This is a genomic window from Microbacterium galbum, from assembly GCF_032464915.1.
Taxonomy (GTDB): Bacteria; Actinomycetota; Actinomycetes; order Actinomycetales; family Microbacteriaceae; genus Microbacterium; species Microbacterium galbum.
Genome location: NZ_JAWDIS010000002.1, coordinates 228,864 through 254,057 on the forward strand (window position 1 = coordinate 228,864; position 25,194 = coordinate 254,057).

General features: G+C 69.7%; 24 protein-coding genes and 1 tRNA gene. 15 read left to right on the top strand and 10 right to left on the bottom strand.

What is annotated here, in order from left to right:
- Positions 1–600, bottom strand: a complete 600-nt coding sequence (locus tag RWH45_RS10240; RefSeq protein ID WP_315994801.1) for a heme-binding beta-barrel domain-containing protein — start codon at positions 598–600, stop codon at positions 1–3.
- A gap of 131 nt (positions 601–731) precedes the next feature.
- Positions 732–1,022, bottom strand: coding sequence for a hypothetical protein (locus RWH45_RS10245; RefSeq protein ID WP_315994802.1), 291 nt, complete (start codon positions 1,020–1,022; stop codon positions 732–734).
- A gap of 117 nt (positions 1,023–1,139) precedes the next feature.
- On the opposite strand from RWH45_RS10245, the gene RWH45_RS10250 reads away from it, so the two are divergent.
- From RWH45_RS10250 to RWH45_RS10265, 4 genes are read left to right on the top strand one after another with little or no spacing between them, the layout of a single operon-like run.
- Positions 1,140–1,832 carry a winged helix-turn-helix domain-containing protein gene (locus RWH45_RS10250; RefSeq protein ID WP_315994803.1) on the top strand — a complete coding sequence of 231 codons (693 nt, stop codon included), beginning with the start codon at positions 1,140–1,142 and terminating at the stop codon, positions 1,830–1,832.
- 56 nt (positions 1,833–1,888) lie between these two features.
- The gene (locus RWH45_RS10255) at positions 1,889–4,057 is read left to right on the top strand and encodes an RNA degradosome polyphosphate kinase (protein ID WP_315994804.1); all 2,169 of its coding nucleotides are present in this window, start codon (positions 1,889–1,891) and stop codon (positions 4,055–4,057) included.
- A complete protein-coding gene (locus RWH45_RS10260; RefSeq protein ID WP_315994805.1) occupies positions 4,054–4,992 on the top strand; it encodes an NUDIX hydrolase in 939 nt (312 codons plus the stop codon). The genes RWH45_RS10255 and RWH45_RS10260 overlap by 4 nt, the downstream gene beginning before the upstream one ends.
- Entirely contained in the window at positions 4,989–5,507 is a 519-nt protein-coding gene (locus RWH45_RS10265) for a 4'-phosphopantetheinyl transferase family protein (protein WP_315994806.1), read from the top strand. Before RWH45_RS10260 ends, RWH45_RS10265 begins: the two co-directional genes overlap by 4 nt.
- Before the next feature lie 61 nt (positions 5,508–5,568).
- Here the strand turns inward: RWH45_RS10265 and RWH45_RS10270 are convergent, their stop codons facing one another.
- Positions 5,569–6,867, bottom strand: a complete 1,299-nt coding sequence (locus tag RWH45_RS10270; protein ID WP_315994807.1) for a M1 family metallopeptidase — start codon at positions 6,865–6,867, stop codon at positions 5,569–5,571.
- The gene (locus tag RWH45_RS10275; protein ID WP_315994808.1) at positions 6,864–10,808 is read right to left on the bottom strand and encodes a Pls/PosA family non-ribosomal peptide synthetase; all 3,945 of its coding nucleotides are present in this window, start codon (positions 10,806–10,808) and stop codon (positions 6,864–6,866) included. Before RWH45_RS10275 ends, RWH45_RS10270 begins: the two co-directional genes overlap by 4 nt.
- 159 nt (positions 10,809–10,967) lie before the next feature.
- Between RWH45_RS10275 and RWH45_RS10280 the strand changes: the two genes are divergently transcribed.
- The 4 genes from RWH45_RS10280 to pstB all read left to right on the top strand — a co-directional run bounded on the left by RWH45_RS10280 (position 10,968) and on the right by pstB (position 15,167).
- Positions 10,968–12,095, top strand: coding sequence for an extracellular solute-binding protein (locus RWH45_RS10280; protein WP_315994809.1), 1,128 nt, complete (start codon positions 10,968–10,970; stop codon positions 12,093–12,095).
- Positions 12,096–12,251: 156 nt separating this feature from the next.
- Positions 12,252–13,289, top strand: a complete 1,038-nt coding sequence (pstC, locus tag RWH45_RS10285) for a phosphate ABC transporter permease subunit PstC (RefSeq protein WP_437127333.1) — start codon at positions 12,252–12,254, stop codon at positions 13,287–13,289.
- Positions 13,286–14,368, top strand: a complete 1,083-nt coding sequence (gene pstA / locus RWH45_RS10290; RefSeq protein ID WP_315994810.1) for a phosphate ABC transporter permease PstA — start codon at positions 13,286–13,288, stop codon at positions 14,366–14,368. Before pstC ends, pstA begins: the two co-directional genes overlap by 4 nt.
- Before the next feature lie 19 nt (positions 14,369–14,387).
- On the top strand, positions 14,388–15,167 hold the full coding sequence (gene pstB, locus RWH45_RS10295; protein ID WP_264631205.1) for a phosphate ABC transporter ATP-binding protein PstB: 780 nt from the start codon (positions 14,388–14,390) through the stop codon (positions 15,165–15,167).
- A 69-nt stretch (positions 15,168–15,236) separates the two neighbouring features.
- On the opposite strand, the gene RWH45_RS10300 is transcribed toward pstB, so the two are convergent.
- The 4 genes from RWH45_RS10300 to sigK all read right to left on the bottom strand — a co-directional run bounded on the left by RWH45_RS10300 (position 15,237) and on the right by sigK (position 18,770).
- Positions 15,237–16,121 carry an aminodeoxychorismate lyase gene (locus RWH45_RS10300; RefSeq protein WP_315994811.1) on the bottom strand — a complete coding sequence of 295 codons (885 nt, stop codon included), beginning with the start codon at positions 16,119–16,121 and terminating at the stop codon, positions 15,237–15,239.
- 534 nt (positions 16,122–16,655) lie between these two features.
- A complete protein-coding gene (locus tag RWH45_RS10305) occupies positions 16,656–17,294 on the bottom strand; it encodes a DNA-directed RNA polymerase subunit beta (protein ID WP_315994812.1) in 639 nt (212 codons plus the stop codon).
- 64 nt (positions 17,295–17,358) lie between these two features.
- A complete protein-coding gene (locus RWH45_RS10310) occupies positions 17,359–18,171 on the bottom strand; it encodes an anti-sigma factor (protein WP_315994813.1) in 813 nt (270 codons plus the stop codon).
- Entirely contained in the window at positions 18,168–18,770 is a 603-nt protein-coding gene (gene sigK, locus RWH45_RS10315) for an ECF RNA polymerase sigma factor SigK (protein ID WP_315994814.1), read from the bottom strand. The genes RWH45_RS10310 and sigK overlap by 4 nt, the downstream gene beginning before the upstream one ends.
- A 299-nt stretch (positions 18,771–19,069) precedes the next feature.
- On the opposite strand from sigK, the gene RWH45_RS10320 reads away from it, so the two are divergent.
- Positions 19,070–19,744, top strand: coding sequence for a fasciclin domain-containing protein (locus RWH45_RS10320; protein WP_315994815.1), 675 nt, complete (start codon positions 19,070–19,072; stop codon positions 19,742–19,744).
- Positions 19,745–19,854: 110 nt separating this feature from the next.
- Here the strand turns inward: RWH45_RS10320 and RWH45_RS10325 are convergent, their stop codons facing one another.
- A complete protein-coding gene (locus tag RWH45_RS10325; RefSeq protein ID WP_315994816.1) occupies positions 19,855–20,883 on the bottom strand; it encodes an ABC transporter substrate-binding protein in 1,029 nt (342 codons plus the stop codon).
- Between the two features lie 47 nt (positions 20,884–20,930).
- On the opposite strand from RWH45_RS10325, the gene RWH45_RS10330 reads away from it, so the two are divergent.
- The 6 genes from RWH45_RS10330 (at position 20,931) to RWH45_RS10355 (ending at position 24,279) form a co-directional block, all read left to right on the top strand.
- Complete coding sequence (locus RWH45_RS10330) at positions 20,931–21,983, top strand: FecCD family ABC transporter permease (RefSeq protein WP_315994817.1); 1,053 nt, start codon at positions 20,931–20,933, stop codon at positions 21,981–21,983.
- Positions 21,980–22,978: a FecCD family ABC transporter permease gene (locus RWH45_RS10335; RefSeq protein ID WP_315994818.1), complete on the top strand. Its 999-nt coding sequence runs from the start codon at positions 21,980–21,982 to the stop codon at positions 22,976–22,978. The genes RWH45_RS10330 and RWH45_RS10335 overlap by 4 nt, the downstream gene beginning before the upstream one ends.
- A 40-nt stretch (positions 22,979–23,018) precedes the next feature.
- Positions 23,019–23,094, top strand: a tRNA-Lys gene (locus RWH45_RS10340).
- A gap of 139 nt (positions 23,095–23,233) precedes the next feature.
- On the top strand, positions 23,234–23,416 hold the full coding sequence (locus RWH45_RS10345) for a hypothetical protein (protein WP_315994819.1): 183 nt from the start codon (positions 23,234–23,236) through the stop codon (positions 23,414–23,416).
- A 30-nt stretch (positions 23,417–23,446) separates the two neighbouring features.
- A complete protein-coding gene (locus RWH45_RS10350) occupies positions 23,447–23,938 on the top strand; it encodes a hypothetical protein (RefSeq protein WP_315994820.1) in 492 nt (163 codons plus the stop codon).
- A gap of 200 nt (positions 23,939–24,138) precedes the next feature.
- On the top strand, positions 24,139–24,279 hold the full coding sequence (locus RWH45_RS10355; protein WP_315994821.1) for a hypothetical protein: 141 nt from the start codon (positions 24,139–24,141) through the stop codon (positions 24,277–24,279).
- Positions 24,280–24,372: 93 nt separating this feature from the next.
- Here RWH45_RS10355 and RWH45_RS10360 read toward each other — a convergent pair whose 3' ends face one another.
- The gene (locus RWH45_RS10360) at positions 24,373–25,185 is read right to left on the bottom strand and encodes a GIY-YIG nuclease family protein (protein WP_315994822.1); all 813 of its coding nucleotides are present in this window, start codon (positions 25,183–25,185) and stop codon (positions 24,373–24,375) included.
- Between the last annotated feature and the right edge of the window lie 9 nt (positions 25,186–25,194).

Consider the following 25,194-nt stretch of genomic DNA (forward strand, 5'->3'; position numbering starts at 1 on the left):
TCACTCCGCCCGCGCGAGACGGGCCGAGGCGTGCGATCCGAGCTCGCGCCCGAGGGCGGCGATGTCCCACGCCCAGAGCAGGTGGTTGTCGACGAGACCGTAGAGGCGCGTGGCGGCCGTGTAGGGCTTGGCGCCGGCGGTGCGCACGACCGCGTCGGTCGCGAGGTCGATCCGCGGGCCCTTCACCTGCCCGACGTAGAGCTCGAGCACGCCGTCGGCGTGCGCCAGGCTGACCTCGATGTCGAAGCCGCCGTCGGCGTTGCGCAGGGCTTCCACGTCGTCGGCGGAGCGCTCGGCAGCTGCGGCGGTCGCCGGCAGCAGCGCAGGGCCCGCATCGGCGTCGGAAGCGGGGCGCGCCAGACGCCAGTACCCGATCTCGGAGACGAGGGGGCGACGTTCGTTTCCGTCGAGCAGCCAGGCGTCGGCCGAGTAGTTGAGGAAGGCGCCTCCGTCGTGGCTGAAGCTCACGCGATGCGCGAACTCACCGGAGAAGGTGCGACCGCCGGCCTCGTAGTCGATGACGCCGGTGCCCTCCCAGACGCCGACGAGCCACGACAGGGGGACGAGGTCGGCCGGGAGGTCTGTCGGGATCTCGATCACGAGAGCGCTCAGCGCTGGCCGCGATAGAGGTTCCAGATGACCGTTCCCGACACGAAGGCGATCGCCAGCGAGGCGAGGCCGAGAAGTCCCACGAAGAACAGTTCGAGCGCGAGGAGGTCCATACGTCGATCTTAGAGGGCGGCGAGCTCGGCCAGCGCGAAACCGGCCGTGATGACGCCGAGGACGACGAGTGCGCCGAGGCTGCTGAGCGCCATCCGCTGGATGAACGCCTGCGACCGGCCGTACCAGAGCTGCACGGCGAAGGCGGCGATGATGCAGCCGCCCAGCGCGACGCTGATCCACTGGGCGCGCCATTCCGCCGGGACGAACAGCCCGATCGCCACGCCGGCCAGAGCGGCCAGCACCCAGATGGCGACGATCCCGCCGAAGGTGCGCCGCGGAGCGAGGTCGGGAGTGGACATGCCCCCCATCATCGCCCAGGAGGCGTCGTCGGCGCACGCGAAGCGCCGGTGACGGTGCGCCGCGGCGCGTCACCCTAAGATGATCGGGTGCGCGGCAGGCCGCGCGGGGAGGTCCACTTGGCTCAGCTTCTCGTTCTCAGCTCCGCCCCCGGCGGCGGTGCGGCGCTGCCCGCGCTCGAATTGCTGAGCCACCGCGTGCGCCAGATCCCCGCCGAGGCAGCGCAGCTGATCAACGCCCCCAGCGCCGACGTCATCTTCATCGACGCCCGCTTCGACCTTGTCGGCGCGAAGTCGCTGTGCAAGATCATGTCGACCACCGGCGTCGAGGCCCCGCTGGTCCTCATCGTGACGGAGGGCGGGCTCACGGCCGTCTCGACCGACTGGGGCATCGACGACGTCGTGCTCGTGGGTGCCGGCCCGGCAGAGATCGACGCGCGCATCCGCCTCGCCATGGGGCGCCGCACCGTCGACCAGGTCTCCACGCGCATCCAGACCTCCGGCATCACGATCGACGAGTCGTCGTACTCGGCGAAGGTGCACGGCAAGCCGCTCGACCTCACCTACAAGGAGTTCCAGCTCCTGCACTTCTTCGCCACGCACCCCTCCCGCGTCTTCACGCGCGAGCAACTGCTCAGCGAGGTGTGGGGCTACGACTACTTCGGCGGCACCCGCACGGTCGACGTGCACGTGCGACGCCTGCGCGCCAAGCTCGGCGATCTCGAGCAGCTCATCGGCACCGTGCGCAACGTCGGCTACCGCTTCAACGTCTATGAGGACGACGCGCCCGCCACGGCATCCGCCCCGGCCTGAGACGCGCGGAACCGCCCGTTCACTCCCGTGTCACCGACCCCTGCAATGATGTGGGGATGATGGAACACGACGCGCTGGATGCCGGACTCGGCGACGCCGACGACGACGACTTCGACGAGGCGGTCGAAGCCGAGGACGACCAGCTCCCCGACCACCGGTACCTCGACCGCGAGGTGAGCTGGCTCGCGTTCAACCAGCGTGTGCTCGAGCTCGCCGAGGACCCGACCGTCCCGGTCCTGGAGCGCGCGAACTTCCTGGCCATCTTCGCCAGCAACCTCGACGAGTTCTTCATGGTGCGCGTCGCGGGTCTCAAGCGCCGCATCGTCACGGGGCTCGCCGTCCCCACCAACGTCGGTCGCGCCCCGCTCGACGTCCTTGCCGACATCTCCGCCGAGGCTCACCGCCTGCAGCTGCGTCACGCCGCCGCATGGACCGAGAAGGTGCGCCCCGCCCTCGCCGGGGCCGGCATCGAGGTCGTGACCTGGGACTCGCTCGACGACGACACCGCCGCGCGCCTGACCGAATACTTCCAGCGCAACGTGTTCCCGGTGCTCATGCCCCTCGCGGTCGACCCGGCGCACCCGTTCCCCTACATCTCGGGGCTCTCGCTCAACCTCGCCATCCGCATCCGCAACGCCCGCACCGGGCGCCAGGAGTTCGCCCGCCTCAAGGTGCCGCCGATGCTGCCGAGGTTCGTCGAGGTCGCCGGCGACGGCCCGGGGGTGCGCTACCTGCCCCTCGAGGAGCTCATCTCGAACCATCTCGGCGACCTCTTCCCGGGAATGGAGGTGCTCGACCACCACGCGTTCCGCCTCACCCGCAACGAGGACATGACGATCGAGGAGGACGAGACCGAGAATCTCATCCAGGCCCTCGAGGCCGAGTTGCTGCGTCGCCGCTTCGGCCCGCCCATCCGTCTCGAGATCACCGAGGACATGGATGACGTGACCCGGGCGCTGCTGCTGAGCGAACTCGACATCACCGAGCAGGAGGTCTACCGCCTGCCCGGGTCGCTCGATCTGCGCGGCCTGTTCGATCTCTCGCGGATCGACCGCCCCGACCTGCACTACCCCCCGCACGTTCCCAAGACCGCCCTGGCCTTCCAGCCGCCGGAGCAGAACGGGCGCGCCGACCTCTTCGGGGCGATCCGCAAGGGCGACGTGCTCGTGCACCACCCCTACGAGTCGTTCGCGACCAGCGTGCAGGCCTTCCTCGAGCAGGCCGCGCGCGACCCGCACGTGCTCGCCATCAAGCAGACGCTGTACCGCACCTCGGGCGACAGCCCGATCGTGCAGGCGCTCATCGACGCCGCGGAGGCCGGCAAGCAGGTGCTCGCGCTGGTCGAGGTGAAGGCGCGCTTCGACGAGGCGAACAACATCGTCTGGGCCCGCAAGCTCGAGAAGGCCGGCGTGCACGTCGTCTACGGACTCGTGGGCCTGAAGACCCACTGCAAGCTCGCCCTCGTCATCCGCGAGGAAGAGGGGCGTCTGCGCCACTACAGCCACGTCGGCACCGGCAACTACAACCCCAAGACGAGCCGCATCTACGAGGACTTCGGTCTGTTCACGGTCGACGACCAGGTCGGGCGCGATCTCACCCGCCTGTTCAACGAGCTGAGCGGCTACGCGATCGAGAAGAAGTTCAAGCGGCTGCTCGTCGCGCCCCTGCACCTGCGCAAGGGCCTGCTGCGCCACATCGAGAAGGAGCGGCAGAACGCCCTCGCCGGCAAGCCGTCGGGCGTGCGCATCAAGGTCAACTCGATGGTCGACGAGCAGATCATCGACGCCCTGTACCGGGCCAGCCAGGCCGGCGTCCCGGTCGAGGTGTGGGTGCGCGGCATCTGCTCGATCCGGCCCGGCGTCCCGGGGATGAGCGAGAACATCACGGTGCGCTCGATCCTCGGCCGTTACCTCGAGCACTCGCGCATCTTCTCGTTCGCGAACGACGGGGATCCGCAGATCTTCATCGGCAGCGCCGACATGATGCACCGCAACCTCGACCGCCGCGTCGAGGCTCTCGTGCGCGTGATCGACGAGAACCAGCTGCGCGAGCTGACGACCCTGTTCGATCTGGCCATGGACGACGGCACCAGCTCGTGGCACTTGGGGTCGGAAGGCGAGTGGACGCGTCACAGCGTCGACGCCGAGGGCGCCCCGCTGATCGACCTGCAGGAGCACACCATGGCGCTCGTGCAGCGCAAACGACGCGCCCGGACGGCCCGGTGACGGAGACGGCCGTCTACGCCGCGGGCGGTGTCGTGTGGCGGGTGGTCGAGGGGAAGCTCCGTGTTCTCCTCATCCACCGCACCAAGTACCGCGACCTGACGCTGCCCAAGGGCAAGGTCGACCCCGGCGAGACCCTCGCCGAGACCGCCGTGCGCGAGATCCGGGAGGAGACCGGCATCCGCGTGGCCCTCGGCGTGCCCGTGGGGGTGTCGCGATACCGGATGCCGAACGGCCGGACGAAGATCGTGCACTACTGGGCGGCCGAGGCGACCGACGCGGCCGTGCGCACCTCCAGCTTCGTGCCGAACAAGGAGGTCGCGGCGATCGAGTGGATGAGCCTGAAGAAGGCACGGAAGAGCCTCAGCTACCCCGTCGATGTCGAGATCCTCGACGAGTTCCAGCGCTTGGTCGACGAGCGTGCTCTGCCGACCTTCCCCATCGTCGTCCTCCGACACGCCAAGGCGCGCTCGCGCGACGACTGGGACGGCGCCGACGACGCGCGTCCCCTCACCCCTCGCGGTCGGCGGCAGTCGCAGGCGATCGTGGGACCGCTGCTCGCGTTCGGCGTGCGGCGGGTCATCTCGAGCCCCGCCGAGCGGTGCGTCCGCACCGCGACGCCCATCGCGCAGGCCATCGGCCAACGCGTGCAGTTCTCCGCGTCGATCAGCCAGGACGCGTGGGAGGAGGGACGCGCCGACGCGCGGTCGGTCATCGGCCAGCGGGTGCGGTCGCGCAAACCCGTCGTGCTCACCAGCCACGGCCCCGTTCTCCCCGACATCCTGCATGAGCTCGCGCTGGCCACCGGCACGATGAGCGGGTCGTACCTGGGCAGCGCCTCGGCGCTCGAGCCGGCCGCGTTCTCGGTCGTGCACGTGCCGGTGGAGCACCCGGGCGCGGGAATCGTGGCGATCGAGACGCACGAGCCGCAGGTGTGACGCTCCCCGCCGGGCTCACCGTCGCCTGGGGCGAGGTCCCCGCGGGCGTCGCCCGTCGCGCGGTGTCGCGGCGCCTCCTAGGCCGGCTCCTGCCCGAGGCGCGCTTCGTCTCGCGGTGCCCGGCCTGCGCGGGCGACCACGGTCGCGTGCACGTGGAGGGGGCGGATGCCACGGTCTCGGTGTCGTACGCACCGGGATGGGCGGTCGTCGCGATCATCCGCGAGCGCACGCGGCTCGGTGTGGACGCTGCTCCCCGTGAGGTGCGCGGGTTGGAGCGGGTGCGACCGGACGCGACGGCGCAGGCCATCGATTGGGCCCGCGTCGAGGCGGTGCTCAAGGCGGACGGCCGAGGACTCGCGGTCGACCCGGCGCGGGTCGAGGTCCGCTCGGACGGCACCGCCTGGACCGCGACCATCCGGCCCGGCGCTCTCGACGGCGCGACGTCGTCCGTCGTCTGGCGCGGCTGGGACCTCGACGCCCCCGATGGACTCGTCGCGGCGGTCTCCCTGTCCTGAGGCGATCGCGCTATCGAGCCCCACGACGTGATCGCCCGAGAGGGCGCGGCGCGCGACCCGCTCAAGGACGAGGGGGAAGCGCCCGGTGGTCGATCCATCGCGACAGCACCGTCGCGGCATCCCCTCCCCCGGCAGCCTCCACGGCGCGGCGAAAGTCGTCGGTCGTCACGAGGCGGTGACGATGCTCGGCCGTCCACGCTCGCAGCAGGTCGAAGAACGCGGCGTCACCGACCTCGCGCCGAACCGCGTGCAGGGCCATCGCGCCACGTTTGTAGACGCGGTCGTCGAACATGTCGTCGGGACCGGGGTCGACCAGCAGCAGGTCGCGGGGCTTCGCCACCAGACCCGCGTAGTTCTCGGCGACGCAGGTCTCGACGTCGGTGCCGCCGGACTCCTCCGACCACAGCCACTCCGCGTAGCAGGCGAAGCCCTCGTTCAGCCAGATGTCGCTCCAGCGCGCGAGTCCGACGCTGTTGCCGAACCACTGGTGGGCGAGTTCGTGGGCGACGAGCCGCTGCGCAGCGGGGACGAGGTGGTTCATGCCGAAAACGGCGAGCCCCTGTGCCTCGAGCGGGATCTCCAGCTCGTCGGCCGTCACGACGAGGCTGCACGCCTCCTGAGGATAGGGGCCGAACAGCCGGTCGAACAGCCGCAGCATGTCGGGCACCGTCGCGAATGCCCGATCCGCGGCCGACGTCAACGCGGGCGGAGCCGTGACCGACACGGGCGGGATGACGCCGTCGCCGCTGCCGACGAGCGGACGCGTCCGGTACCGACCGACGTGGACCGCCGCGAGATAGGTCGCCGTGGGCACGTCGGAGGTGAAAGTCGTCGTCACCCGTCCGCCTCGGCGGGCGGTCGCTCCCGCCACCCCGGTGGCCGCGACCGCGTAGCCGTCGTCGACGGTGATCTCCATCCGCATGCGCGCCCGGGCATCGGGGCGGTCGTTGCACGGGAACCACGTGGGGGCACCGATCGGCTGCCCCGCGACCAGGGCGCCGTCGGTCAGCTCCTCCCAGCCCACCGTGCCCCACCGCGAGCGTCGAGGGGCGGGGGCACCACCGTATGTCACCTCCACCGCGAAGCGCTCCCCCGGCGCGATCGTGCGGCCGGGGGTGACGCGCAGCACGCGCGGTCCCGCGGCGAAACGCGCGGGGGCGCCGTCCATCCGGACGCGTCCGGTCCGCAGGCCGACGAGGTCGAGCTCGAGCGACGACAGGGACTCCCGGGCGATGCCCACGATCGTCGCCACCCCGTCGAGGCGGTTGGTGCGGACGCGATAGGTCAGAGAGAGGTCGTACGACTCGACGTCGTACGACCTGTCTCCGCTCTGCGGGGCGTAGGAATCGGCGCCGCTCACGTCGTCGACTGGTAGGCGCGCACCTTCACCGCGCGCCAGGGGCCGATGGGATTGCCGCTCCACCGCGAGCCGACGGGGACGGTCTCCCCGCGCATGACCAGCGAGGCCGGACCGACGGTCGCGTGCGCGCCCAGGGTCGAGGCGGGCAGCACCACGCTGTGAGGCCCGAGGGTCGCCCCGGGCTCGAGCTCGACGGTGTCCATGCTCATGATTCGATCATGGAAAAGGTGCGTCTGCACCACGCAGCCGCGATTGACCGTCGACGCGTCGCCGAGCGTCACGAGATCGGGCTCCGGCAGCCAATAGCTGTCACACCACACGCCCCGGCCGATGCGCGCGCCCAGGCTGCGCAACCAGACCGCAAGGGCCGGCGTCCCGGCCGCCGCGCGGGCGAACCAGGGTGCGGCGACCATCTCGGTGAAGGCGTCCGACACCTCGGTGCGCCAGACGAAGCTCGACCACAACGGCTGCTCCCCGGCCCGGATGACGCCGACGATGGCCCACTTCGCCGCGGTCGACATCCCGGCCGCCACCGCACCGGCCGCGAGCATCACGACCCCCGACAGCAGCAGCGTCCACACGGGGCCGAGGCCCTCCCACAGCGCGGCGAGCGCGAAGATCACGCCGAGGCCGATGCCGCACGTCACGACCACCGGAACGAAACGGCACAGCTCCCACAGCGTGCGGGCCAGCCGGAGCCGCGCCGTCGGCCGGTACGTGCGCGACTCGTCGCCCTCCGCGGACAACCGTCGCAGGCGCACCGCGGGCGAACCGAGCCACGACGACCCGGCCTTCGCTTTGCGCGGCGCGGCCGACAGCACGGCCACGAGCCCGTCGCGCGGCACGCGGTGGCCCGGAGCCGCCATCCCCGAGTTGCCCAGGAATGCGCGCTTCCCGATGCGCACGGGCCCGAGTCGCAGCCACCCGGCGTGCAGTTCGTAGGAGGCGACCATGGTGTCGTCGGCGAGGAACGCACCGTCCTCGATGCGGGTCATCGACGGGATGAGCAGAACCGTGGACGCCTCGACGTCGCGACCGACGCGCGCGCCCAGCATCCGCAGCCAGACGGGGGTGAACAGCGACGAGTACAGCGGGAAGAGGATCGTGCGCGCGGCATCCAGGAGGCGCTCGATCGTCCAGGCCTGCCACGCGACGCGGCTGCGCACGGGATGCGTCCCCTCTACGAGACCGAGCGAGAGCAGCCGCACGAGCAGCACCACGGATGCCGCGAACACGAGGCCGGTGACCGCGACGGCGGGCACGAGCCACGCGAAGGCCGCTCCCGCGGCGGCGCCGAGGGTCGCGGATCCGCGCACCCCGTGCGCGAGCACGAGCCCGCCGACGGTGAAGGCGGACAACGGTAGGAGGGCGAGCAGCACCGCCGAACCGGCGTAAGCCCAGAGCCACCGCGTCGGTGTGGCCGGGCGCTCCGTCGGCCAGTCCTTGGCGGTGCCGCCGACGCGGACGGCGGGGGAACCGGCCCAGGACTGGTCGGCTTTCACGCGGCCGAAGACGGCCGAACCCGGCGCGATCTCGGCGCGTCGCCCGATGCGCGTTCCCGGCGCGAGGGTGGAGCGCGCCCCCACCGTCGCCTCTGCGCCGATGCGCACCTCGCCGATGCGCACGAGGTCGCCGTCGATCCAGTACCCGGTGAGATCCACCTCCGGTTCGATCGACGCACCGTCGCCGACGACGAGCAGCCCCGTCACCGGCGGCAGCGCGTGCAGATCGACGTCGCGCCCGATCCGCGCGCCGAGCGCGCGCGCGTAGTACGACACCCACGGCGCCCCCGCCAGGCCGACCGCATCCACCTGATCGGAGATCTGCTCGGCGAGCCAGAGTCGGATGTGCACCCAGCCTCCGCGCGGATAGTCGCCCGCGCGGACCCCCGCGAGCAGGAGACGAGCGGATGCCACGGCGATCGCCATGCGCCCGAAGGGCGTCGCGAACACGAGCAGGCCGATCACCAGCACGGGCCACGGGACGCTCGGCAGCACGTCGAATCCGGGCAGGAGCCGCAGGATCGCGGACGCGGTGAGCAGGTACAGGAGCCATCGGATGCCGGAGAGGATGAACAGCGGAGCGCCCAGCACCGTCTGCACCCATTGCGTCGTGCGCGGCGTCGGGGCGGCCCGGTGGAAGGATGCCGGCGTCTCATCGGCCAACTGCGGTCCGAGCGCCTTGGCCATCGCACCCAGCCGCGGCACGTCGTAGATGTCGGCCACCGAGAACTCCGGCACACGGGCGCGGATGCGCGAGACGAGCTGCGCCGCGGCGAGGGACCCGCCCCCGAGGTCGAAGAAGTCGGCCTTGCGATCGGTGACCGGCATTCCCAGCACCGCCTGCCACTGCTCGGCGAGCCAGGACTCGTCGGCCGAGAAGTCGGTGGCGGCGGGGGTTTCCACCCCGGGCAACGGCCACGGCAGCGCCGCGCGATCGACCTTCCCCGAGGTGCGCACGGGCAGCGACTCGACGACACCCAGAAGCGGGATGGTCGCCGCCGGCAGACGCTCGGCCAGCAGCGCGCGGGCCGCGTGCCGGTCGAGCTCACGACCCTCCTCCATCACGAGGTATCCCACGAGCACCGGTACGCCGGCTTCGGTCGTGCGCACGGCGACGGTCGCCGCGCTCACCTGCGGCAGGTCCTGGAGGGCCGACTCGACCTCGCCCAGCTCGATGCGGCGGCCCCCGACCTTCACCTGATCGTCGGCGCGACCCTGGAACACCAGCCCCTCCGTGTCGAAGCGCACGAGATCGCCCGAGCGGTACGCCCGCTCCCAGCCGAGTGTCGGCATCGGCGCGTATTTCTCGGCATCCTTGGCCGGATCGAGATAGCGCGCGAGCCCCACACCCCCGATGATCAGCTCGCCGACCTCTCCCTCGGCCACCGGCCGACCCTCGCCGTCGACCACGGCGAGCGCCCACCCGTCGAGCGGCAGGCCGATGCGCACGGGAAGCGAGCCGTCCAGCGGTGCGGCGCAGGCCACGACGGTGGCCTCGGTCGGGCCGTAGGTGTTCCACACCTCGCGCCCCTCGGCGACGAGGCGGGCGGCGAGCTCGGGCGGACAGGCCTCGCCGCCGAAGATCAGCAGGCGCACGTTCTCGATGGAGTCCGCGGGCCACATCGCGGCGAGGGTGGGCACGGTGGACACGACCGTGATGCCCTGACGCAGCAGCCACGGCGCCAGGTCCTCCCCGGACCGCACGAGAGAGCGAGGGGCGGGGACGAGGCACGCGCCATGCCCCCAGGCGAGCCACATCTCCTCGCACGAGGCGTCGAAGGCGACGGACAGACCGGCCAGCACGCGGTCTCCCGGGCCGAGCGGCTCGTCCTGCACGAAGATGCGTCCCTCGGCTTCGACGAACGCCGCCGCGGATCGGTGCGAGACGGCGACTCCCTTCGGCACCCCCGTCGACCCCGAGGTGAAGATGATCCAGGCGTCGTCGTCGACGGAGGGCGGCGCCACGATCGGCACGGCGCTCGTGCTCGGGTGGGGCGCCTCTCCCTCGTACAACCGCACGAGGTCGCCCGTACCGTCGCCCGAGACGAACTCCCCGTCGCCCGCGACGATCCCGCGCACGCCCGCCTCCCCGAACACCAGCCGCGCGCGCTCGTCGGGGTCGTCGGCATCGACGGGAACATAGGCCGCCCCCGCGGCCATCACCGCGAGGATCGAGACGTAGAGCTCCTTCGACCCCGACGGCATCCGCACCCCCACCCGGTCACCGCGACGTACGCCGGCATCGTGAAGGGCCGCGGCCGTCCGCCAGACGCGCGCCAGCAGCTCGCGGTAGCTGAGGGCGCCCGAACCGTCGTCGATCGCCGATGCTTCCGGATGCCGGGCGGCCACCGCCGACAGCAGATCGATGAGCGTGCGCGCGGGGGCGGCGGCATCCGTTCGATCGAGCGGGCCCTGGGCGGCGAAGGCAGAGGTCGTCACGGGGCTGAACAGTACAAGGCCCAGGCGAACACCCCGGACGGGCCACCCCGGTTCACCTTCCGTTCACCCATGCAACGCACACTCTTAAGAGTCGCTGTTTACCGTTCCCGACGAACCCTGCACCGGGTTCCGTCCCCAAACATGCGAAGGATTCACATCGTGAAGCTCTCCCGACTCGCCCAGCTGGGCACCGTGGCCGCCGTGGCCTCCCTGACTCTCGCCGGCTGCGCCGGCACCTCGGGCTCCGGCGACGCCGCGGGCTCCTCGGCATCCCCCACGTCGTCCGACGTGGCGTTCAGCATCGACCCGAACCTCTCGGGCACGATCACCGCGGGCGGCTCCAGCGCCCAGTCCAACGCGCAGGCCGCGTGGACCAGCGCCTACAACGCGCAGGCCAAGGGCGTCACGATCAACTACGACAAGTCGCAGGGCTCCGGCGGTGGCGTCACCAACTTCCTGAGCGGCGCGTACGACTTCGCCGGCTCCGACGCCCCCCTCAACGCCGACCAGACCACCCAGTCCGAGGCCCTGTGCACCGAGGGCGGCGTCAACATCCCCGTCTACCTCGACGGTGTCGCGATCATCTTCAACATCCCCGGTGTCACCGACCTGAAGCTCTCGGGCGAGACCATCGCGAAGATCTTCGCTCTGCAGATCACCGACTGGTCCGACCCGGCCATCACGAAGGACAACGGCACCGCGCTCCCCGCCGGCGCCATCACCACCGTCGCACGCTCGGACGGCTCGGGCACGACCCAGAACTTCACGAACTACCTCGCCGCGACCCAGTCGTCGGTGTGGACCTCGCCCGCCGGGAAGGACTGGCCGATCGAGGGCAACGTCTCGAAGCAGAAGGGCGGCTCGGGCGTCGTCGAGGCCGTCAAGGCCGGCTCGGGCACGATCGGCTACGCCGACCACTCGGCCATCGGCGACCTCAACGCCGCGTCGATCGTCCAGGACGGCACCGCCGTCGCCTACAGCGCCGAAGCCGTCACCGCGACGTTCGAGGCCGCGGCCGTCGACGCCTCCACCGGTGTCACGGGCGACCTGGCGAAGAAGTTCGACTACTCGAAGCTCACGGCCGAGACCTACCCGATCCCGCTCGTGTCGTACGCGATCACCTGCACCACCTTCAAGGACGCCAAGCAGGCCGAGCTCGTGAAGTCGTACCTCGGCTTCGTCACCAGCTCGCTCGGCCAGCAGGTCGCCGCGAAGAACGCCGGCTCGGCGCCGCTGCCCGACTCGGTGCTCGAGGCCGCGGCCGAGACGCTCGCCGCCATCAAGTAAACATCTCTTCGGTTTCGGCCCGGCCCGCACCTTTCGTGCGGGTCGGGCCGGGCTGATCGGAACGTTCGACCCGGGTCGAACGCTCCGCTGAGCCGAATCCTCAGAGAACACCCGACCGAGGAGCACCCATGACCCGTGCCGAGCGTGAGGTCCCCCGTGACTGACACCGTCTCCGACACCGAGACCGCCCCGTCCGCACCGACCGATCCGACCACGTCGACCCCGGCCCGCACGAGCATCGTGGGCAAGCGCCGGGTCGGCGACTCCGTCTTCCTGGGTCTGTCGACCACCGCCGCGGTGTCGATCATGATCATCCTCGCGGGTGTCGCGATCTTCCTCATCCTGCGCGGTCTCCCCGCGATCACGGCCAACTGGAGCGAGGGCGACCTCGCCGGCTACCAGAACGGCCAGTGGTCGAACTTCTGGGAGTACGTCGGCCCGCTGCTCTTCGGCAGCGTGTGGGCGGCCTTCATCGCCATGATCATCGGCACCCCCGTGGCCATCGGCATCGCGCTGTTCATCTCGCACTACGCGCCGCGCCGCATCGCCGGCGCCCTGGGATACGTCGTCGACCTGCTCGCCGCGGTCCCCTCGATCGTGTTCGGCCTGTGGGGCATCATCGTCATGCGCCCGCTGCTCCTGCCCGTCGGCGAGTTCCTGAACGAGTACCTCGGCTGGATCCCGCTGTTCCAGGGCCCCGTGTCGTCGACAGGCTCCACGATGCTCACCGGTGGGGTGGTGCTCGCGGTGATGATCCTCCCGATCGTCACTTCGATCACCCGCGAGATCTTCCTGCAGACCCCGCGTCTGCACGAAGAAGCCGCACTGGCCCTCGGCGCGACGCGCTGGGAGATGATCCGCCTGTCGGTGTTCCCCTACGCCCGCAGCGGCATGGTCTCGGCCACTCTGCTCGGGCTCGGTCGGGCCCTCGGCGAGACCATGGCCATCGCGCTGATCATCTCGCCGAGCCTCATCTACTCGGTGCTGTTGCTGACCGACGGTTACAACTCGCAGACCATCGCGGCCAACATCGCGCTGAACTTCCCCATCGCGACCGACCTGCAGCGCTCGGCGCTCATCGGGACCGGTCTGATGCTGTTCGTCATCTCGCTGGCGGTCAACATGTTCGCCCGCTACATCATCGGCGCGACGGGCCCCGGCGCCAAGGGTCGCAAGAAGGGCAAGCGCTCATGACCGTCACGGCTCCCTCCGCGCCGCTGGCCCTCACCAGCGGCCAGCTGCCCCGCTTCATCGAGCCGATGGTGCTCGCGGGCGTCGCGATCGTCGTCGCCGTGCTGCAGCTGCTGTTCGGCGGTTTCAACCTCGCGGCGTGGCTCATCCTCACCGCGCTGCTATACCTGATCGCCATCGGCATCGGCTCGGCCATCGTCGAGAACCGCCGCAAGGCCGTCGACCGGGTCATCCGCGGCCTCGTCACGGCGGCCTTCCTGCTCGCCGTGGCGCCCCTCATCTCGACGCTCTACACGGTCGTGTCCAAGGGCCTCGCCGTAGTGAACCTGCCGTTCATCACGCAGGTCGGCGGCTCGGCATTCGACCCCGACACCCTCGAGGTCGTGGCGACCGCGGGTGCCTGGCAGGCGATCACCGGAACGCTCATCATCACGGGTATCGCCGCCCTCATCTCGGTCCCGATCGGCATCCTCGCGGCCGTCTACCTGGTCGAGTACGCCCAGCCGAACAACCCGCTGCGCCGCGCGATCACCTTCCTCGTCGACGTCATGACGGGCATCCCCTCCATCGTCGCCGGTCTGTTCGCGTTCTCGCTGTTCAGCCTGATCGTCGGCCCGAAGGCGTTCAGCGGGTTCTCGGCATCCATCGCCCTGTCGGTGCTGATGATCCCGATCGTGATCCGCTCCACCGAGGAGATGCTGCGTCTGGTGCCCGCCGACCTGCGCGAGGCCTCCCTCGCGCTGGGTGTGCCGCGGTCGGCGACCATCATCAAGGTCGTGCTGCGCACGGCCGCCTCGGGCATCATCACCGGTGTCGTGCTCGCGGTCGCCCGCGTCGTCGGCGAGACCGCTCCGATCTTCATCGCGGCGAGCTTCACCGACAACTTCAACGCCAACCCGTTCGAAGGCCCGATGCAGACGCTGCCCGTCATGGCGTACACCGCCTACAGCTTCCCCGGACAGGACATCGACGCGTCGCAGGCCAACGCCTGGGGCGCCGCGTTCCTCCTCGTCGTCCTCGTCGTCATCTTCAACCTGATCGCCCGTATCGTGGCGGCGGTGTTCGCGCCCAAGGCGCGCTGAGCCCAGAAAGGCACCTCTCGTGTCCAAGAGCATCGAGGTCCAGGACCTCAACGTCTACTACAGCGACTTCCTCGCGGTCGAGGGCGTCTCGATCGACATCGAGCCCCGCTCCGTCACCGCCTTCATCGGTCCCTCCGGCTGCGGCAAGTCCACGTTCCTGCGGACGCTGAACCGTATGCACGAAGTCATCCCCGGTGGTCACGTCAAAGGCCGCGTGCTGATCGACGGCGACGACCTCTACGGACCGGGCGTCGACCCCGTCCTCGTCCGTCGTCACGTCGGCATGGTGTTCCAGCGGCCGAACCCGTTCCCCACGATGTCGATCCGCGAGAACGTCCTCGCCGGCGCGCGCCTGAACAACAAGCGCCTGTCGAAGAGCGACGGCGACGCGCTCGTCGAGAAGTCGCTGCAGGGCGCCAACCTCTGGAACGAGGTCAAGGACCGTCTCGACAAGCCCGGCGGCGGCCTCTCGGGCGGTCAGCAGCAGCGTCTGTGCATCGCCCGCGCGATCGCCGTCTCCCCCGACGTCCTGCTGATGGACGAGCCCTGCTCGGCCCTCGACCCGATCTCGACGTTCGCGATCGAGGAGCTCATCTCCGAACTCAAGAACGAGTACACGATCGTCATCGTCACGCACAACATGCAGCAGGCGTCTCGCGTGAGCGACAAGACCGCCTTCTTCAACATCGCGGGTACCGGCAAGCCCGGCAAGCTCATCGAGTACAACGACACCTCCACGATCTTCACGGCACCCACCGTGCAGGCCACCGAGGACTACGTCTCGGGACGCTTCGGATAAGCACTCGCCCCCGCGAGAACGAAGGCCCCCGCTGTTGCGGGGGCCTTCGTCGTTCTCGAACGGGACGGATCAGTCGCGGCGACCGAGCAGGAAAGTGTTCAGCTCGTCGGTGAGCCCCCGGTCGACGGCGACGGCGCGGCCGTCGACGGCGGAGATGGGAGCCGCGAGGCGCACGCTCGACAGCAGCCAGGCGGCATCCGCCCGCTCGAGATCACCCACGGGGACGTTCTCGTACCCGGTCTCGAAGCCGCGCTGCCCGAGGTGCGCGAACACGCTCAGCTGCGTCGTGCCGTGCAGGATCCCGGCGCTCGGCGACGGAGTGACGAACCGGCCGTCGATGCGGAGGAGAAGGGACGCCGTGGGCGCCTCGAGGAGGAACCCGTCGGTCGTGACGAAAACGGCATCGTCGGCACCCCGTCGCTTCGCCTCGCGGATCGCGGCCATGTTGACGCCGTACGAGAGCGTCTTGGCTCCCAGGAGCAGCCAGGGCGCGCGGGCGGGCACGTCGAGGGGGTACCCGCGATCGAGCGTCACGACGCGCACGCCGTCGCGTCGGGCCGCGGAGTTGTCGGGGGCCGTCGCGAGAGTGACCCAGGCGGTCGGTATCGCGCCGCCCTCGATTCCGCGACTCAGGATGAGCTTGATGACGCTCTCCCCCGGCCCCGCCTCGGCGCTGACGCGCTGGATCGCCGCGCGCCACTGCGCGAGATCGGGTGCCGGCAGATCACACAGGGATGCCGAGTGCGCGAGTCGTTCGAGGTGCGGGCCGACCTCGTGCGGGTGCCCGTCGACGACCCCGATGGACTCGAAGACGCCGTCACCGCGCTGCGCGCTCAGGTCGCCGAGTTCGAGGGCGGGAGCAGACGGGTCGATCACGCGGAGCGTGCTTCGCAGATCGCCGCCCTTCTCGAGGGATGCCACGGGGTCGATCATGAGAGCGAAGCGCAGAACCATGACGTGAGCCTACGGGGAGACCCCGACACGCCCGGGTCTTGTCAACGGGGGTCGCGGAGGGAATGTCTCGGGGCTGGCCTTGTTACACTTTTCTAGCCGGGCCGCAGTAACCCCGGGCTCCATCTTCTGCCGCTCTGAGCGGCCTTGCGCCGAGAGGCGTTCTGCGGTCCGGCACTTATCTTTTCCGGCGTTCATCATCGATGCGGCGTGCAGTCCTCCCGCCCGTCGACCGCCTCGTTCTCCCCCGACCGCCGCGCTCTCCCATGCGTCCGTGCTCTGCGCCCTCCTGGGTCGCGTGTCCACGACGCGCCGCGACCGGCGCGTGCCTTCGGCGTGTCCTGGACAGTCGACGGAAGAAGGCGCCGCCGCGTGACCCGATGTCGGTCTCTGCGCCGCGCGGTGCCGAAGAAGCACGCGCCGCGGCATCCTGAGACGAGTGTCCGGGACACGCCGCGACCGCCGTGCGGATGCGGCGCGTCCTGGACACTCGAGGAGAAAGCGGCCGGGGTTGCGCGGAAAGGAGGCGGGGGCGGCTCAGGTGAGGGCGTCGCGGCGCCAGAGCGACGCGGAGGCCGACAGGTCGTCGGCATAGGTGGCGAGACGGAGGGCGCGGGTGGTGAGCGCCGTCGCGCGCTCCGACTCGGTGTTCTCGTAATCGTCGGCCAGATGCGTCGAGCCGGCCGCCTGGACGCGGCAGAAAGCGGCGGCGCGGTCGAGAGCCACCGCGAAATCGCCGTCGAAAAGCCCGCGGAGGATGGTGTCGATGAGCTGCACGAGCTCCTCCGGGCCGGCCGGGGCGGGCGCCCCCGCGACCACCGCATCGACGGTGGCCATCTCCACCCGTCCCCGCTCGTACAGCAGCGCCGCCGTCGCCGCGTCGTCGTGGATCATCAGCTGCAGGAGGTAGAGACGCCACAGGGCACCGGGGAGCGACCGGGCAGGCGAGCGCGACCAGAGTTCGGCGATGTCGTCGATCCCGTGATCATCGGTGAAGGCGACGAGGCGTTCCACCACGTCGACACTCGGGTCGGCGCGAACCCGCGACAGCAGCGCCTGAGCCGTGCTGTGGGCGACGCGCGACACCTCGGCGGGATCCTCCGCCGAGAACAGGCGGTCGAAGAGTTCGGCGGGACGCCGGACCGGCTTGTGGAATTCGCGGGGTGAGTCGCTCATCGTTCCAGGCTAGAGCGTGCCCCGCCGCGGGCGGGCCGCGGACGACCCGCTCACCGGCCGTGGGTCACGCCGTGGCGACGGCGACGACCGGAGCAGAGCTGGGCGTTCCGTCGGGCGACCCGCCCGCCGGCTCGATCGTCACGGCGATGACATCGCCGCTGTGCATCTCGCCCTGCAGGACCGCCGTGGCCTTGCCATCGGCATCCGGTTCGAAGGTGCCCGCGGCGATCGGCGTCTCGCCGCGCACGAACCACAGCTCGTAGGTCTTCCCCTGCTCGGGGGCCGGCATGCCGTCGGTGACCAGGACGCTCTGCCCCGTCGACGGCGACCAGTGCGCGGTCGCCACGGTGCCGTCGGGCATCGTCGCGGTCGCCGACTGCGCGTCGGGGGCGTCTTCGATCTGCTGGAGCGCCACGACGGCGGCCGGGGGAGCGAAGATCTGGCTGACGGTCACGGCACCGAAGCCGAGCACGAGCACGGCCGCGAACGAGGCCGCCAGCGTGAACCACCGACGCGGTCCCCATCCGGATGCTGCGGACGGACCGATGGTGACGCTCTCGCGCTCGGGTGCGACCGGAGCGGCACCCACGGCCGCGAAGTCCTCCTCATCGAGACGCGAGGAGGACTCGTCGACCGGTGAGGCCGAGTCCTGCGGGAGCTCCGAGATACGCGCGAACAGGGATGCGCGGACGGAGGGCGGGGGCTCGACGGGCTCGACGGAGGCGCTGATCGCCGTCACGATGTCGCTCGCGTCGCGCACGTGGTGGTCCCAATGCGGATTTCCCGCCAAAGCCTCCTGGTACGCGCGCTCATCTGCCTCTGACAACGCGTTCAACGCGTGTCCGACGGCGAGGTCGGCGAAATCCCTCTCGTTCACTTGTCCACCCCCATCTCCATCCTCAAGCGCGACAACCCGTCGCGCATTCTGGTCTTGACTGTTCCGAGCGGCGCCCCGACGAGGGTCGCGATCTCACTTTGGCTATACCCGCCGAAATAGGCGAGCGTGAGGGCTTCCTTCTGGGCGTCGGGAAGCGCCGCCAATGCATCGACGACGCGCCGCCCTTCCATTTTCAGTTCTACTCTCTCGGAAACATCGTCATAAGCGACGTCCATATCGCGGAATCCCGCGCGCACATCTCGATCCGTACTCGACTGCGACGACCGGACCCGGTCCACCGCTCGCCGGTGCGCGATCGTGAGCACCCACGATCTTCCCTGACCTCTGTTCGGAGTGAACCGTGAAGCGGATTGCCAGACTTCGAGGAAGACTTCCTGCAGGACCTCCTCGCTCTGCGCGCGGTCGACGAGCACGCGCAGAATCAGACCGAAGGCCCGCGCGGAGAGAGCGTCGTACACGCCCGCGAATGCGGCACGGTCGCCGGCGGCGACGCGCACCAGAAGGGCGCCGATCTGGTCGACCGATCCCGTCCCGTCGTCGGGGAGGTCTAAGCCGTCGATCACCATGTCATCCATCATTGCCTACCGGCCTGGAGAGTCCCACGCATACGCGCGCGCGTCGCGGTTGAGCTAGGGAGGGCGGGAACGAACCCCCACGGGGTGCTCGAAAAATATTCGGAAGAATATTTATTTACCTCTGATCTGGGCTTTTCCTTCAACTCGGACGGCGTTTCGGGGTCCGTGCGCAACATTCCGCAATCCGATCCCCGGGGGGTCCCGAAGACCCTGTGTAAGCCGCTCCACGGCGAACCGCCCCTCGCACCGGGGTGTCCCTGCCGGGTCGCAGACCGCGATCCGAACGATTTCGGAGGAATGTCATGCTCACCAACAAGAAGCCTGTCGTCGCCGGTCTCGCCCTCGTTCTGGGTTCGGCCTTCGCTCTCACCGCATGTTCGGGTGGCACCACCTCGGGCAGCACCGCCGAGGAGAGCTCGTCGGCCCCCTCGATGGCCGCTTCGCCCTCCGCGTCGGCGTCGTCGTCGATGATGGACCCGGCCGCCAACCTCGTGGGCCCCGGTTGCGCCGACTACGCCGCCGCCGTTCCCTCGGGTGCCGGTTCGGTCGAGGGCATGGCCGCTGACCCGGTCGCCGTCGCCGCCTCGAACAACCCCCTCCTCACCACGCTCACCGCGGCCGTCAGCGGTCAGCTGAACCCCAACGTGAACCTGGTCGACACCCTCAACGGCGGCGAGTTCACCGTCTTCGCTCCGGTCGACGACGCCTTCGCCAAGATCGACGCTGCGACGATCGACTCGCTGAAGACCGACACCGACACCCTGACCAAGATCCTCACGTACCACGTGGTTCAGGGTCAGCTCTCGCCCGACGAGATCGACGGCACGCACACCACCGTCGAGGGCCAGGACGTCACCGTCGCCGGCTCCGGCGACGCGATCACGGTCAACGGCTCGACCAACGTCATCTGCGGTGGCGTCCAGACCGCCAACGCGACCGTGTACCTCATCGACTCGGTGCTGATGCCCCCGATGTAAGTCCTCGGAGCGTGAGCGATCACGCATCCGACCGATCGACGACCGATCGGACCTGACGGCGAGCGCCGGACCCCAGGCGAGGGGGTCCGGCGCTCGCTTTCGTCTGCCGGTCAGCCGGCATCGACCTCGCTGATGATCTCGTCCTGCACGAGCCGGGCTGCCGTGGGTCCGGCATTCATGAACCACGGGTCGTAGTCCACCGGTACGGCCCGCCCGTCGGTGACCGCTCCGAGCGTCGTCCACAGCGGAGCGCTCTCGATGAACGCGACGCCCTCCCCCGTGCCCGCGTAGAACACGTGGTCGGCGTCGGCGAGATCGATCTGCTCCGCGCTGATCTCCTGCGACGTCTCGTCGAACTGCTGCGACGAGGGGCGACCGAGGCCGAGATCCTGCGCGAGACCGCCGGCGAAAGACGGCACACCCATGATGCGCGTGCGGTCACCCGTCGACTGCAGGAACGACACGGTCGTCGCTTCCGCCTCGCGTCCGGCGGCGAACGCCGCGCTGTCACCCTGGAGCGAGTCGAGAACGCCCCGCGCCGCGCCCTCGTCGCCGAGCGCGTCGGCGATGAGGAGGAAGTCGCTCTTCCAATTGACCCCGTTTCCCTTGGTGACGACCGTCGGCGCGATTGCCGACAGAGCGTCGTAGAGCTCGGCGCCGCGCGTGGCGTTGACGAGGATGAGGTCGGGGGCGGCTTGCGCGATCGCCTCGAGGTCGGGCTCCGTGCGCTGGCCGATGTCGGTCATGGCGTCCAGGGCCGCAGCATCCTGGGGGAAAGCCTCGCGAAGGTAGGCGGGCACGAGTCCGCTGTTCTCGGCGCGGGTGGCGGCGGTGGGCACCCGGCCCAGAGTGAGCAGGGCGTCGAGCTGGCCCGTCGACACCACGGCGATGCGGGTGGGGGCCGCGGGGATCTCGGTCACACCCGCGAAGTGGGTCACCGAGCGGGGGAAGACCCCGTCGCCCTCGGTCGAGCCCATCCCTGGCTCGAGGTCGCGCGCGACGACCCACTCCCCGGTCGAACCGGCCTCGGAGTCGATGGATGCCGCGGGGGCGGCCGTTCCGGCGCACCCGGTGAGGGCCAGGATGGTCGCGGCGGCAAGGATGCCGAGCAGGCGTCGGGGACGGAAACGGTCGGTCACGGACGAAGAACGAAAGACGATCACCCAGTTAGGTTATCCTTACCTGTGTGCCCGACGTGACCGCCGCCGTTCTCCCGACGGCCGTCGCGGAGCGCGTGATCGCGCGGCGTCGTCGCGCACGCGCGCGCGCCCTCGTCTTGACCCTCGTGATGCTCGGGGCCGTGGCCCTGCTGGTGATCGCGAGTCTCGCCGTCGGGTCTCGCCCTCTCGCCCCCGGCGATGTCGTCGCCGCCCTCTTCTCGGATTCGCGGGATGCCGCGGGCGTCATCGTGCACGAGCTGCGAGCGCCGCGGACGCTCACGGCACTGCTGACGGGCGCGTGCCTCGGCGTGGCCGGAGTGCTCATGCAGGCCGTGACGCGCAACCCCCTCGCCGATCCGGGCCTGCTGGGCGTGAACGCGGGGGCCGCGGTGGGAGTGGTCACCGCGATCGCCATCTTCGGCGTCGGTACGGCGAGCGGATACGTGTGGTTCGCCTTCGCGGGAGCCGCGGGTGCGGCGTTGCTGGTGACGGCCGCAGCACAATCGGGTCGGCGGGGCGACACCGTGGGTCTCGTGCTGGCGGGGGTGGCGCTGAGCGCGTGCCTCGGGGCGCTCGTGCGGATCATCACGCTCGTGGACGACGACACCTTCGAGTCCTTCCGCTTCTGGGCGGTCGGCTCGTTCGAGCGCCGGGATCCCGACGTCGCCCTGCAGTTGCTGCCGTTCGCCCTCGCGGGTGTGATCCTCGCCGTCATCGTCTCGCGCGGTCTCGATCAGCTCCGCCTCGGCGCCGACCTGGCGCGCGCGCTCGGGGTGTCCCCCGTCCTCGTGGTCCTCGGCGCAGGCGCGGCCATCACGTTACTGTGCGCGACGGCCACCTCCGCCGCGGGACCGCTCGCATTCATCGGACTGCTCGTCGCTCATCTCGTGCGCGGGATCGTCGGCGTCGGCGTCCGCTCGTCGCTTCCGGTCGCCGCGGTGACCGGCGCCGCCCTCACGGTCGCGAGCGACGTCATCGGGAGGGTCATCGCTCCCCCCGGGGAGATCGAGGCGGGGATCGTCGCCGCGTTCCTGGGCGCCCCGCTCCTGCTGTGGCTCGTCATCCGGAGGGCCTCGTGAGCTCCGTCGCGGCCGTCGCCCGACGACGTCGGTACGCCCTGGTCACGGCGGCGATCGTCACCGTCGCCCTCGGCTCCGCCCTCGTGGGGGTGACCACGGGGTCCTTCCAGACGTCGCTGAGCGATGTGGCGTCCGTCTTCTCCGGCGGCGCCGATGCGCGCACGAGCGTCGTGGTGCTCGGGCTGCGCGTGCCCCGCGTGCTCGCGGCGCTGCTGATCGGCACGGCACTGGGTCTGGCGGGCGCCGTCTTCCAGACTCTCGCCCGCAACCCGCTGGCGAGCCCCGACATCGTCGGCTTCACGGCCGGCTCGGCCACCGGCGCGCTCGTCGGCCTGATCGTCGTGGCGCCCACGGCGTCGCCGGCCGCGGGGGCGTGGATGGGCGGACTGCTCACAGTGGCCGTCGTCATGCTCATCGCGCGCAGCGTCGGCGTCTCCCGCGAACGCACGATCCTGGCCGGCATCGCCCTGTCGATGCTGCTGGCCGCGGTGAACGACTACCTGCTGACGCGCGCGCCGATCGAGATCGCCCGCAACGCCGACCAGTGGCTCCACGGCAGTCTCGCCGCCACCTCGATGGATGACGTCGCCCTGCTCGCCTGGGCGACCGGCATCCTGAGTGTCGTGCTCATCCTGCGCCGGCGGGATCTGCGCGCCCTCGAACTCGGCGACGACACCGCCCGGTCGCTGGGGGTGCGCACCCCGCGGGTACGGCTCGTGCTGCTCGTCGTCGCCGCACTGCTGACCGGCACGGCGACCGCGGTGTCGGGTCCGATCGGCTTCGTCGCCCTCGCGGCTCCCCAGCTCGCCCGGCGCCTCTTCGGCACGAGCGGAATCCCGTTGCTCGGGTCGGCCCTGACCGGCGCGGCCGTCCTCGTGATCGCCGACGTCGTCGCGCAGCGCGCGCTCGCGCCGCTGCAGATCCCCGTCGGTCTCCTCACCGGCGTCGTCGGCGGGGCCTATCTGTTCTGGATCGTCGCGCGCTCGCGCCGGTGAGCACGTCGGGCTCGGGCGTCCCGGTAGGCTGGAGTCATCAGGGCCTGTAGCTCAGTTGGCAGAGCATCGGACTTTTAATCCGCGGGTCGAGGGTTCGAGCCCCTCCGGGCCCACCAGACTTGTCTTACTCGAACAAATTGCCTTGAGATAAAGGTTGCTCGGGGTGGAGTCCAGAGCGTCAGCGGTATCGCTGGCGCTCTTTGCGTGTGTGTCCGCCCATTCGGCGGCGGCTTCTCGGATCAGAGCGATCGGCTCGTGCACCTGGCCCTGAGCGCGCACCTGGTGGGACTCATCCTCGATCCAGAGGACCGAGAAGAAGGCCTCGAGGATGCGCCGCTTGATCGGTTCGGATGCGGAGACGTAGAAGCTGTAAGGGCGCTCGAGCAGGTCGAGGTACGCCAGCACCACGTCCGCGTGACGCTGGATCTGTTCATCTGAGCGAGCGAGTTTGTCGACGATCGTCCGGCGTTGCACTGCAAGACTACGCAGCCGAGCTTTGACCGCATCCGCGGAAAGTTCTCCGTCCGCAGCGATATCGAGCAGATTCGACTCCTGCACCTCGAGCTTCTTCAACTGCCCTGCCAGCCGAGCTCGCGCTTCCCTCTCCCCCTGTTGCTGCACAGTGAGGGCTTCGTGCACATGGCGCTTCATCTCGGCCGCGAAGCCGGGATCGAGGGTGAGCCCACGCACTTCGCGAGCAACGGCGCGCTCAAGGTCCTTGACCGGGAGGTGCGGGAGATCGCACGTAGCATCCTGACGACCGCGACACAGGAAGTATCCATAGATTCCACCTTTTCCGTTGTTCGTTTCGGTGTAGATCATGCGGCGCTCTCGCCCCGCTTCGTGACACCGATCGCAGCACATCAAGCCCCGCAGGAAGTGCGCATGCACCTGGTCTCGCTGGGTTGGCCTCTTGCGAACGGCGAGCACCTCTTGGACGCGTTCGAAGGTCTCCGCTGAAACGAGTGCTTCGTGGCGTCCATCGAACACCTGCCCCTTGTAGGTCACCATGCCCAGGTAATAGGGGTCACGGAGCACCAGGGAGAGCTGATTGACTGACCGACAACGAGGGTGAGAGTACAGACCTGCCGAGCGAGCTCGGGCGGCGGCTGCTAGAGCCCGGCATCTATCGGGTACGGACCCGCGAACTTGGTAGAAGCATGTGGAACGAGGAGCCGATAGACCGCGACGACTACATTGAAACGGTCATCTGGGCGGCGCTCCTGCTGGAGATGTCAACCGGTGTGGAGGTGCAGATCGAGCGCGTCGGAGGTGTCGAAGGCGAGAGGAATCAACCTTGACGAGGACGGTGGTCATCATTGATGGCCACCGTCTCTTCACCTTCAAGCTCCGACCGCCGCCGGCCGGTGCGTATTCGGGAGCAGAACAGCCCTTCAGTTCCGGTTAAGCCCGTGGACGATCGAGTCCAATGCTCTCTTGAAGTGGCTCTCCGCTGCGTTGATTTCGGACGTTGGAGTGGATGGGTCAAAGACGCGCAGGATAGCGAACCGAAAACGCGCAGGATCGAGACTACGGAGCTCCACATTGCCCCCGTGACCGTTCGTCGCGTAGGCGCTCCAGCGTTGCCGGATGCTTTCCTCACCGTCTGCCTTGCCGACGTAGTGGCGACCATTCACGGTATTCGTGATCAAGTAGATCCCCACCACTGAGGACAGCGCCGTTCGCCATGCGGCGTAGCGGTGTTCTCTCATGACCGCCTGAAGCTCGGTATGGCTAAGGATTAGGCGGTCGAAGCCCGGAAACGGAACAGGTTCTGCGTCGCTGATGCCTACCACTGGATACGCGCCAGCTGCGGTGCCGCTCATGCGCCATGAACGCGGAGACTTCCACGCAATCACGAGACGGTTGCGAAGGTCAGCCATGTGACTCGTCTGGACGACGTCAAAGGTACGCAGGATCCCGTTGTTACCTATCTCACCGCGGTTCTCGATTACCGACCACAGCCTGGCTCGATCACCGCCCTCACGGATGAAGACAACCCACAGCCGCGGAGCCGCGGCGGGAAACTTCCGCGCTTCCGAAGACTGATTGCGCGTGTACTCCAGTATCTGTTCGTGCGTCGAATGCGCATGGAGGCCGACCAGCCCCGAGTCTTCGTGTTCCCGCACGTAGGCGTGACGAATGACGAGCGCTAACGCCGGATCAATGCCAGCATCCCGTAACAACGGAGCAAGGGTCAGAGTCACCAGGCACCG

Coding starts and splice junctions, on each gene's coding strand:
- RWH45_RS10245 (WP_315994802.1), bottom strand. CDS start 1,022: ATGTCCACTCCCGACCTCGCTCCGCGGCGCACCTTCGGCGGGATCGTC.
- RWH45_RS10255 (WP_315994804.1), top strand. CDS start 1,889: ATGATGGAACACGACGCGCTGGATGCCGGACTCGGCGACGCCGACGAC.
- pstA (WP_315994810.1), top strand. CDS start 13,286: ATGACCGTCACGGCTCCCTCCGCGCCGCTGGCCCTCACCAGCGGCCAG.
- RWH45_RS10300 (WP_315994811.1), bottom strand. CDS start 16,121: ATGGTTCTGCGCTTCGCTCTCATGATCGACCCCGTGGCATCCCTCGAG.
- RWH45_RS10305 (WP_315994812.1), bottom strand. CDS start 17,294: ATGAGCGACTCACCCCGCGAATTCCACAAGCCGGTCCGGCGTCCCGCC.
- sigK (WP_315994814.1), bottom strand. CDS start 18,770: ATGATGGATGACATGGTGATCGACGGCTTAGACCTCCCCGACGACGGG.
- RWH45_RS10320 (WP_315994815.1), top strand. CDS start 19,070: ATGCTCACCAACAAGAAGCCTGTCGTCGCCGGTCTCGCCCTCGTTCTG.
- RWH45_RS10355 (WP_315994821.1), top strand. CDS start 24,139: ATGTGGAACGAGGAGCCGATAGACCGCGACGACTACATTGAAACGGTC.